Annotated in this window: 8 protein-coding genes; 1 reads left to right on the top strand and 7 read right to left on the bottom strand. The window is 50.2% G+C overall.

Annotation, left to right across the window (positions count from 1 at the left end; translation table 11 throughout):
• The first annotated feature begins 91 nt into the window (after window positions 1-91).
• Window positions 92-589: an asparagine synthase-related protein gene (locus P0Y67_RS01830; RefSeq protein ID WP_446728786.1), complete on the top strand. Its 498-nt coding sequence runs from the start codon at window positions 92-94 to the stop codon at window positions 587-589.
• 309 nt (window positions 590-898) lie between these two features.
• Here P0Y67_RS01830 and gnd read toward each other — a convergent pair whose 3' ends face one another.
• From gnd to htpG, 7 genes are all read right to left on the bottom strand, one after another.
• A complete protein-coding gene (gene gnd, locus P0Y67_RS01825) occupies window positions 899-2,347 on the bottom strand; it encodes a decarboxylating NADP(+)-dependent phosphogluconate dehydrogenase (RefSeq protein ID WP_342390491.1) in 1,449 nt (482 codons plus the stop codon).
• Between the two features lie 4 nt (window positions 2,348-2,351).
• Window positions 2,352-3,077 carry a 6-phosphogluconolactonase gene (gene pgl / locus P0Y67_RS01820; protein WP_342390490.1) on the bottom strand — a complete coding sequence of 242 codons (726 nt, stop codon included), beginning with the start codon at window positions 3,075-3,077 and terminating at the stop codon, window positions 2,352-2,354.
• A gap of 2 nt (window positions 3,078-3,079) precedes the next feature.
• On the bottom strand, window positions 3,080-4,579 hold the full coding sequence (gene zwf, locus P0Y67_RS01815; protein WP_342390489.1) for a glucose-6-phosphate dehydrogenase: 1,500 nt from the start codon (window positions 4,577-4,579) through the stop codon (window positions 3,080-3,082).
• Between the two features lie 651 nt (window positions 4,580-5,230).
• Window positions 5,231-6,532: an inosine/guanosine kinase gene (locus P0Y67_RS01810; protein ID WP_342390488.1), complete on the bottom strand. Its 1,302-nt coding sequence runs from the start codon at window positions 6,530-6,532 to the stop codon at window positions 5,231-5,233.
• Between the two features lie 121 nt (window positions 6,533-6,653).
• The gene (gene hemH, locus P0Y67_RS01805) at window positions 6,654-7,622 is read right to left on the bottom strand and encodes a ferrochelatase (protein WP_342390496.1); all 969 of its coding nucleotides are present in this window, start codon (window positions 7,620-7,622) and stop codon (window positions 6,654-6,656) included.
• A gap of 189 nt (window positions 7,623-7,811) precedes the next feature.
• The gene (adk, locus tag P0Y67_RS01800; protein ID WP_027252658.1) at window positions 7,812-8,456 is read right to left on the bottom strand and encodes an adenylate kinase; all 645 of its coding nucleotides are present in this window, start codon (window positions 8,454-8,456) and stop codon (window positions 7,812-7,814) included.
• 168 nt (window positions 8,457-8,624) lie between these two features.
• Window positions 8,625-10,523 carry a molecular chaperone HtpG gene (gene htpG, locus P0Y67_RS01795; RefSeq protein WP_342390487.1) on the bottom strand — a complete coding sequence of 633 codons (1,899 nt, stop codon included), beginning with the start codon at window positions 10,521-10,523 and terminating at the stop codon, window positions 8,625-8,627.
• Window positions 10,524-10,697 lie beyond the last annotated feature (174 nt).

Genomic DNA, 10,697 nt, shown 5'->3' with positions numbered 1-10,697 from the left:
GATACCGCCGATGTAGTACAGTGCCATTTCAGACAGACCGCCGTACTTGTCGCCCGCAAACATGTTCGACTGTGCACGTGCCAACAAATCCATGGCAGCCTGGGGGATTGAAGCGCGTGTGCCATTCCTGGATAAAGAGTTCCTGGAAGTTGCCATGAGCATCAACCCGCAGGACAAGATGTGCGGCAACGGCAAAATGGAAAAACACATTATCCGTGAATGCTTTGGTGACATGCTGCCTGAATCTGTGGCATGGCGTCAGAAAGAGCAGTTCTCTGACGGTGTGGGTTACAACTGGATCGACACGCTGAAAGAAGTCGCCGCAGAGAAAGTAACGGATCAGCAGCTGGAAACTGCCCGTTTCCGCTTCCCTTACAACACACCAACCTCCAAAGAAGCTTACGTTTATCGTGAAATCTTTGAAGAGTTGTTCCCGCTGGAAGATGCCGCTAAATGTGTGCCGGGTGGTCCGTCTATCGCCTGCTCCAGTGCCAAAGCCATTGAATGGGATGAGAGCTTTAAAAACAGTGCTGACCCATCCGGTCGTGCGGTTGCTGCCGTCCACAACGAAGCCTATCAGAAGGCTTAATACCGAGCGTTACTCCATCCAAGAGCGCGTCCGCCTTTGCCTGCCTTATCTCCGCACGCAAAGGCAACAAAAAGGGGCCAGGAAGGCCCCTTTCCCCTTTTTACCACCCGAGTGACTCCCCGCCAGCTCATGTCTGTCCACACTTTATCTGTTACAACTGTGCTCACAAGCTAACAGCGGGTTGGCCACTTGCATGGCGGTCTGATGTAGGGGCAGCAAAGCGCTGACAAGCTGGATAGCACAAATGAAAAAAGGAGCCAAAGGCTCCTTTTGATTGCTGTCTGTTAACCGCTTAGCAGCGCGCTGCGATTAAACGTCGTAGGTTGTGGAGGCCGTATCGCCACCTGTGCCCGTCCAGTTGGTGTGGAAATACTGGCCACGTGGCTTGTCAGTACGCTCATAGGTGTGCGCACCAAAGTAGTCACGCTGTGCCTGAATCATATTTGCCGGCAGACGCGCAGTGGTGTAGCCGTCCAGGAAGGTCAGTGCAGAGGTCAGACACGGCATTGGCAGACCAATTTCCAGTGACTTGGCTGCCACTTTACGCCAGGCTTTCATGCCGTTTTCCAGAATTGCTTTGAAGTAAGGATCCGAGCCCAGGAACGCCAGTGAAGGATCCGCTTCAAATGCATCACGAATGTTGCCCAGGAAAGCTGAACGAATGATACAGCCACCGCGCCACATCAGAGCAACGTTACCATAATTCAGGTTCCAGCCGTTGTCGTCAGACGCCTGACGCATCAGCATAAAGCCTTGCGCATAAGAGATAATCTTAGAGGCCAGCAGTGCCTGACGTACCGCTTCCAGCCACTCTGCTTTGTCGCCTTCAACGGCTTCTACTGTTTTGCCAAACAGCTTCTCTGCCTCTTCACGCTGACCTTTCAGCGAAGACAGGCAGCGGGCAAACACAGATTCTGTGATCAGTGTCAGCGGGATACCCATGTCCAGGGCGTTGATGCCTGTCCATTTACCCGTGCCTTTCTGGCCGGCCGAGTCCATGATTTTTTCAACCAGTGGCTCACCATCTTCATCACGGTAGGCCAGAATATCGGCAGTGATTTCGATCAGGTAGCTGTTCAGCTCAGTCTCATTCCAGTCACGGAACGCCTGTTCCATTTCTTCGTGGGTCATACCCAGACCGGTTTTCATGAAGTGATACGCTTCGCTGATCAGCTGCATATCACCGTATTCGATACCGTTGTGAACCATTTTTACAAAGTGACCGGCACCAGACTCGCCAACCCAGTCACAGCAAGGCTCGCCCTGCTCAGTTTTAGCCGCAATTGCCTGAAAAATCGGCTTCACGAACGGCCAAGCTTCAGCATCACCACCTGGCATGATAGAAGGTCCGAAACGTGCACCTTCTTCACCACCGGAGACACCAGCACCGATGAAACGCAGACCTTTGTCTTTCAGGTAATCCACACGGCGGATGCTGTCTGGATAGTTAGAGTTACCGCCATCAATGATGATGTCGCCTTTGTCCAGCAGCGGGATCAGTTGCTCGATAAAGCTGTCGACCACATCACCGGCACGGACCATCAGCATGATTTTGCGAGGGGCTTCCAGCTTGTCTACCAGCTCCTGCAGGCTGTAAGCGCCCTGGATCTTAGTGCCTTTAGCCGGGCCATTCAGAAATTCGTCGACTTTGGCAGCTGTACGGTTATGCGCAACGACCTTAAAACCGTGGTCATCCATGTTCAGGATCAGGTTCTGGCCCATAACGGCAAGGCCGATTACACCAATATCACCTTTCATTTATTTATTCTCCAATCGCTAACTTACTGGCTGCTACTGCATCCAAATACCATTCGGTCTTACCCTGGCGGGCCTGAATTTTGGCGGCCGGGTAAGGCAGGCTATCGGCAGGCTGAGAGTGGATTTCTGCCACAATCTCGGTTTTACCCGCACCGATAACCAGATAAGAAATTCGTTTTGCCGCTTCCAGCAAACGGGCTGATTTGCTGACACGTAACTGACCGCTTTGCGGATGAGGCGCAACCAGACTTAAACCGGGTTCATCATAGTCAGTCTGCCCCGGGAAAAGAGACGCAGTATGACCATCGTCGCCGACACCCAGTAAGATCCAGTCAAAAACAGGTAATCCATTCTCAGCCGGAATCACCGCAGCCATTTCTTCAGCGAAACGCTTGGCTTCGGCCTGAGGCTCATCTTCACCACGGATGCGGTGAATATTGGCGGCCGGGATAGCAACGTGATCAAACAACAGTGCCTGGGCACAACCATAATTACTTTCTGCATCATCCGGTGCAACACAACGCTCGTCGCCCCACCAGAAATGCAGATTCTGCCAGTTAACACCTTCGGCATACGGCGCCTGGGCCAAGGCGGCAAACAACTGCTTAGGCGTGCTACCACCTGACAGCGAAATATGCACAGGCTTATCTTGCTGGCTGATGGCCATCATGTCGTCAGCCAGGCTCTTAACCACGGCTTGCGCATCAGCATAAATTTTAAGATCAGTCATAGTTATAACTCGCAATATTCGGTATCAGTCAGGTTTGAGCACGGGAAGCGCCACTGGCGGTTATCTCTGGCCAGCAGTTCATCGGCTTCTTTCGGTCCCCAGGTACCACAAGCATAACCAAACAGGGCATGCGGATCCTGATTGAATGACAGAATCGGCTGAACATAGCGCCAGCAAGCTTCAACCGCATCGCTGCGTGCAAACAGGGTTGAGTCACCGGCCATGGCATCCAGCAGCAAACGCTCGTAGGCTGTCAGCACATTGCTGTCAACCAGTTCGTCGTAACGGAAATCCATCGCCACTTCCTGGGTTTTGAATCCTGCACCCGGACGCTTCAGAGCGAAGTTCATCAAAATGCCTTCGTCAGGCTGAATACGCAGAACCAGCTTGTTATCGGGCGCATCTTTGCCAAAGACAGGGTGCGGCGTTTTCTTGAAGTGAATAACCACTTCGGTGACACGCGTTGGCAGGCGTTTACCGGTTCGGATGTAAAACGGTACACCGTTCCAGCGCCAGTTGTTGATAAAAGCTTTCAGGCCGACATAAGTTTCAGTGCGGGAATCTTCAGCAACACCCGGCTCTTCACGATAACCGGCAAGCTCTTTCCCGCGCAATTCAGAAGCTGTGTACTGCCCCAGAACCAGGTTTTTACGCAAATCTTCTTCAGACAGCGGCTGCAGACTATTGAGCACTTTGGCCACTTCATCACGCATGACGTTGCCATTAATCGCCGATGGCGGCTCCATAGCAACCATGGCCAAAACCTGCAGCAGATGGTTCTGCAGCATGTCACGCACCGCGCCTGCGTTTTCGTAATAGCCACCGCGCTCTTCCACACCCAGGAATTCTGCTGCGGTAATTTCAACGTAATCAATAAAGTTACGGTTCCACAATGGCTCAAACATACCGTTAGCAAAGCGGAAGACCAGCAGGTTCTGCACCGTTTCTTTGCCCAGGTAGTGGTCAATACGGAAAATCTGGCTTTCTTTGAAGTGCTTGTGCAGCTTCTTATCCAGTTCCTGAGCCGTTTCCAAATCGTAGCCAAACGGCTTTTCGATGATCAGTCGTTTCCAGCCGGTGCTTTCATCATTCAGACCATGGGCAGCCAGACTGGCCGGGATCACATCATATAAACTGGGGGGAGTGGCGAGATAGAATAGAGTGTTACGAGGAGCAACAGACTGAGCGGCTTTTTCTTCCAGTCGCTGTTGCAACTTACCATAGTCATCACAATCTAACGTGTTGATGGCCTGATATCCAACATGCTGACAAAATGCAGCCAACTTCTCGGGATCCGTTTTCTCAGTTTTGACCAGAGAAGCCCGGACTTTTTCTCTGTATTCCTCATCACTGTTTTCAGTACGGCTGACGCCAAGGATAGAGAAATCAGAAGGTAGCATCTGATTAACATACAGATGATACAGCGCTGGGATAAGCTTACGATACGTTAAATCGCCTGAGGCACCAAAAATAACAATATCGCTGTTTTCAGGTATGACCATGTTCTTTATCTTTCCCTAACAGGTATACAAGTTTGACGGGTCTAATTCCGGCAAAGCATAACATTCAGAACGACAATGTGCTGATGTCCTGGCCTCTCAATTTGATAGGTTATCCCTATCAGAAAGTGAAGTTCCCCAAGATGGAGCACACTATATCTGCATTTGTCACAAAGTTACATCCCGCTAATTCTATCAACTGACATAAAAACTGAAACATGAAGGCAGAATAAAATATCTCACTACCCGCTCATTTTCAGATAGCCGCCTTAGCTTTGTCGAATGTCTTGAGCTGAAATCACATGAAAAACATAAAAAACACCGCGAAGTTGAGCGAAAATCAAAATCTGAATATTTTACCTTCTGAAAAAAAATCATGGCAAGCAGACCAAAACCGCGCACTTTTGGCATCGCGTCTTTAGTTCAAAATCATCCTCACCGGCCAGTTTTCATCACGACATGCTGAGTGCCCTATTTGGTTGGCTTTCTGAAAGTAATTAACAAAACCTATCAAACGAAATCGTTTGCCTGAATATAACCGCGGCTCTTAACCCGCAATCAGGCCGATTTTACCAAGGCTGAAAAACAAAAAACCGCCAAAATGGCGGTTTTTTACAAACATCAAAGTCTCTGCTTTTCACCGGTATCGGGATATCAACGCTCCCAGTATGCCTCTTCCAGACTGTCTTCCCGCTCGGGGAGTCCTCGCGACAAACGCGGAGAGTGCTGAGCCAGAACTTCGTAACTGACGCGATTCGAATACAGGCAGATCTGAGAAAACGATGAATAAGCCAGGAAATCGTAGCTGTGCTTGCTGGATTTCGGCACATTTTCTTTATGGTAACGGTTCGCCGCCATATCGTGCAGCAGCGCCGACAGTGCGCCATCCCCGGCACCGTTGGTATTTTTAATCCGCTCCGGCCCGCCCATATAAGGGGCAATGTGCGAATACACCCGAAGCGGCGTTTCGCAATCGGCTTTGGTCATCGGGCGGCTGAACTCGTAACGGTTAAACTCAGGAATTTCACCGGGCAACAGCGGCAGGCTGGTGGCTCGCTTAGTGCTCTCTTCCGTATAACCTGCTGTGTACAAACCCACAGGACCGGCGGTGCACAGCACAAAATCGACCCAATCCAGGGCTTTATCAGAAGCCAGTAATGGATCGGAAAATCCTGTCAGTGCTTCTGCTTCGTCTTCATTCATGGCGACAACCGTGACATGCTCACGCAGGAAATCGCGCCACCATTGCGGATCGTCCGCAATCACAAACTTGGTCCCCAATGTCAGCACAACCGGTACATCGTATTTCTTGGCATACTGAATGGCACGCATGGTGGCTTCCGGCATCGGATCGCCTTCTTTGCAACGCACCAGGTATGCCGTCAGTACCAGCGCAGAGGCGCGCTCAAAAATCGATTCCGGGATGCTGTCCGGTTCCAGCTGGTTCATCCGGCCTTCATTGATGGCAAACGTCCGCTCACCATCCGGTGTGATCAGGGCGAAGCAGCGGCCAATCGGCCCGTCCACAGGCTGGAGATTATTCAGATCCATACGGCTGGAGGTATTGACCAGATACCGGTATGCATAGCTGCCAATCTGGATATCCTGGCTCATCACGCCAAGAAGCACCGATTTATCATCCGCCAGTACTGAATAGTTGTGCAGCGTATTTCCTATCGTTCCACCCGCAAACTCATGACGAATCAGGTCTTTTTCTTTCAGTTCACGATAAAGCGCTTCTGCTGCCTCTTCGGCAATTACCAAAGAGTGTCCTTTGCTCAGCGCATAGCGGCTCAGGAACTCATCATCGACACAGGCTTCAATATCCACCAGCGTTTGGTCTATGCCAACAACATGCGTACGCGCAAGCGGTTTGCTGCTGGCCTGAGTCAGAAGCGGATCTCGGGCATGGACGGGAAAATAGTGTTTTGATTTACGTTGACCAGGAAATTTCATGATATCGCGCTGCCGGGTAGAAAAAACTTGCGGATGATATCACAAAATATAGTTCAGTGAAGAAACGGCCCGAACAATAAGTGCGAGCCAGATCATGGTATGTGTAGAAGTTAAGAAAAGGTTACCAGCCCTGAGTATGCTGCCGGATCAGGGTTTCCATCATAGCTATATGGGCGCTGTTATCATTAAGGCAGGGGATCAGGTTGAAGGTTTCACCACCAGCATTGATAAAGGCATCTTTACAGCCCTCTGCGATCTCTTCGATGGTTTCCAGGCAGTCGACTGAAAACGCAGGGCAAATCACATCCAGCCGTTTAACCCCTTTTTTTGCCAGTTCAATAATCGTTGGCTCGGTATAGGGCTTCAGCCATTCTTCGCGACCAAAAATCGACTGGTAACTCATGCTCATCTTTTCTCTTGGCATCGCCAGCGCTTCTGCCAGAAGTGCCGTTGTCTGATTACAGTGCTCGGGATAAGGATCGCCCAAATCAGCGTAACGTTTTGGAATACCATGGTACGAACACAGCAGGTAGTCAGGCTCTCCATGCTCGGCCCAGACATTAGTGACCGATTCAGCAAGCGCCGAAATATAGCCAGGGTGGTCCTGATAATGGTTGATAAACCTGAGCCCTGGCAGGTAATCCGTCTGTTGAAGGCTGCGCGCCACTTTGTCAAACACAGCAGCTGTTGTCGTGCGCGAATACTGCGGATATAACGGTAAAACAATTACCTTTCGGCATCCCTGATCACTGAGCATCGACAAGGCTGACTTAATGCTGGGGTTCCCGTACGTCATCCCCAGTGCAACCGGTATGTTCAGCCTTTCCTCCAGTGCATCGCGCTGTCGCTGCGAATAGACCATCAGCGGCGAGCCTTCCTCAAGCCAAATCGACTGATACAGTTTCGCAACCTTGGGAGAACGGATAGGAAGAATTGCCCCGTACAATGCCGGTCGCCATAGCCACTTAGACAGATCAACGACACGAGGGTCACTCAAAAATTCGCCCAGAAACCGCTTTACTGCCGCTGGGGTTGCTTCATCCGGTGTACCCAGATTGACCAAGAGTACGCCAATGCCTTTATTCTCCATCATCACCTGCTGTTCATCTCGTTATTCAATGACAACGATAGTGTACCACTAAGCAATTGATTTGCCCTTGGTATCACGGCCATTGACATAAAAAAAGCGGAAGGCTGTTAACCTCCCGCTTTTTGACCATACAGTCTGTTAACCCGATTTGGTTAACCATATTGACTGTGGAACATCACCAATATTCGATTAAGCTAAAGCTTTTGCCAGCTCTGCACTGACATCAGCCACTGGCTGTGTACCATCAATTTTGATGTATGTGGTGTTGCCGGCATCGGCTTCTTTGCTGTAATAGCTGATCAGCGGAGCCGTTTGATTATGGTATACACCCAGACGTGCACGAACTGTTTCTTCTTTGTCATCTTCACGGATAACCAATTCTTCGCCAGTGACGTCATCTTTACCTTCCACTTTCGGCGGATTGTAAACGGCATGATAAGTACGGCCTGACGCCAAATGTACACGGCGACCCGCCATACGTTCGACAATTACGCTGTCTGGAACGTCAAATTCAATGACGTAATCCACTGCCACGCCAACTTCTTTCAGACCATCAGCCTGAGGAATAGTGCGTGGGAAACCGTCCAGCAGGAAGCCTTTTGCACAGTCGTCTTCAGCAATACGCTCTTTGACCAGACCCAGAATAATATCGTCAGACACCAACTGACCTGCGTCAATCACGGCTTTCGCTTGTTTACCCAGCTCAGTACCCGCTTTGATTGCCGCACGCAGCATATCACCCGTCGAAATCTGAGGAATACCAAATTTCTCCATGATGAATTGTGCCTGTGTGCCTTTACCTGCACCTGGAGCGCCCAGAAGAATGATGCGCATCTTGATCCCCTTTTCTAGTAATTAGCCGGAGTTTTTGGAAAGTCAGAAAAATACACTGATTAGACCATACTCGCAAGTCCGCGTCCCAGGAAGCTAAACGATTACATTCTTTATCAGCATACTCTTTGAAGCAAAACGGGCGCAGATTGCCTCTGCGCCCGTGGTTGATTATGGCTGTGCCAACAGCTTATTGACTGCCGCCAGGAACTGGGATGGATCTTCCATCGAACCCCGTTCAGCAAGCATCGCCTGCCCCAGTAACATCTCAACCCAGCGGCCAAACGCGTCTTCGTCCGCTTCATCGGCCATACGGTTCACTACCGGGTGTTTCGGATTCAGCTCAAAAATGTACTTCACTTCCGGCGCTTCATGACCGGCCGCAGCCAGCAGTTTCGCCATCTGTGTTCCCATTTCATTTTCATCCGTCACCACCACAGCCGGTGTGTCCTGCAGCTTGAACGTTGCCCGGACATCTTGCACACGATCGCCCAAATAGGCTTTGGTGCGCTCGATAACCGAAGCAAATTCTTCTTTGGTCTGCTGCTGTGCTTCTTTCTCTTCTTCGTTTTCAAACTTAGAAAGATCCAGACCGGCCTTGGTAATTGACTGGAACGGCTTACCGTCAAATTCCGGCAGATGACCCATCAGCCATTCATCAATGCGGTCGTGCATCAGCACCACTTCCAGGCCTTTGGCACGGAACTGCTCCAAGTGCGGGCTGCTTTTCGCCGCCTTGAAGCTGTCGGCGGTAATGTAGTAGATCTTTTCCTGACCTTCTTTCATCCGGCTGACGTAATCTGCCAGAGAAACGGTTTGCTCAGACGTATCGTTATGGGTTGAACTGAAACGCAGCAACCCGGCAATTTTCTCGCGGTTGGTGAAATCTTCCGCCACACCTTCTTTCAGCACTTGACCGAATTCTTGCCAGAACGATGCATACTCATCTTTCTTCGCCAGTTTTTCCAGCATGGACAAGGCACGCTTGGTACAGGCTTTACGCAGCGCCTGAGTCACCTTGTTGTCCTGCAGAATTTCACGGGACACATTTAACGGCAGATCATTCGAGTCAATCAGACCGCGCATAAAACGCAGGTACATCGGCATGAACTGCTCGGCATCGTCCATGATAAACACACGCTGAACATAGAGTTTCAGGCCGTGTTTGCTGTCGCGGTTATACAGGTCAAACGGCGCTTTGGACGGGATATACAGCAGACTGGTGTAGTCTTGCTGGCCTTCCACGCGATTATGGCTCCAGCTCAGCGGTTCAGCAAAGTCATGGGAGACATGTTTATAGAATTCTTTGTATTCATCATCTGAAATATCAGATTTACTGCGGGTCCATAACGCCTGTGCTTTATTGACCTGCTCCCACTTCTTACCGGTTTCCTTGCCTTCCTCATCGTGTTCAGCCGTTTCCATCAGCACAGGAATGCCAATGTGGTCGGAATATTTACTGATGATATTGCGCAGACGGTACTCGCTGAGAAATTCTTTTTCTTCTTCACGCAGATGAAGAATGATCTCGGTGCCACGGCCCGTTTTCTCGATATCCTCAACCGTATAGTCGCCTTCACCGGTTGAGTGCCAGCTTACCGCCTGCTCGACGGGCGCACCGGCGGCACGGGTATTGACTGTCACTGCATCGGCAACAATAAACGAAGAATAGAAGCCGACGCCAAACTGGCCAATTAACTGAGAATCTTTGCTCTGAGCTTCACTCAGCTTAGAGAAAAAGTCTTTCGTACCGGACTTGGCAATCGTCCCCAGGTGCTCGATCACCTCTTCGCGGGTCATACCGATACCATTGTCACTGATAGTGACAGTGCCCGCTTTTTCATCAAACGACAAACGTACTGCCAGCTCGCCATCGTTCTCATACAGCTCAGGAGCGGAAAGGGCACGGAACCTCAGTTTGTCAGCCGCATCGGAAGCATTGGAAATCAGCTCCCGTAAAAATATCTCTTTATTTGAGTACAATGAGTGGATCATTAAGTGAAGCAATTGCTTTACTTCAGATTGAAAGCCACGTGTTTCTTTGTTTTTTTGCAGGGTTTGCTCGCTCATTTGAACTCCGTAATCCAGGTTTACCTCATTACTGATACCTAGATATGGTCAGTTCAACTTAAATCAAGCCTTAGCGTGAAAAAATCTAAGATTGCCCTAAAGTCAGCATCTTAGCTATTCAATAAACGGTCAGGCGTCTATGATAAACGAGTCACAGGTCACCAAAAGGCTGGT

Origin of the sequence: Photobacterium sp. SP02 (assembly GCF_038519165.1) — a bacterium.
Classification (GTDB): Bacteria; Pseudomonadota; Gammaproteobacteria; order Enterobacterales; family Vibrionaceae; genus Photobacterium; species Photobacterium halotolerans.
This window is presented reverse-complemented; position numbering and strand designations above follow the sequence as displayed.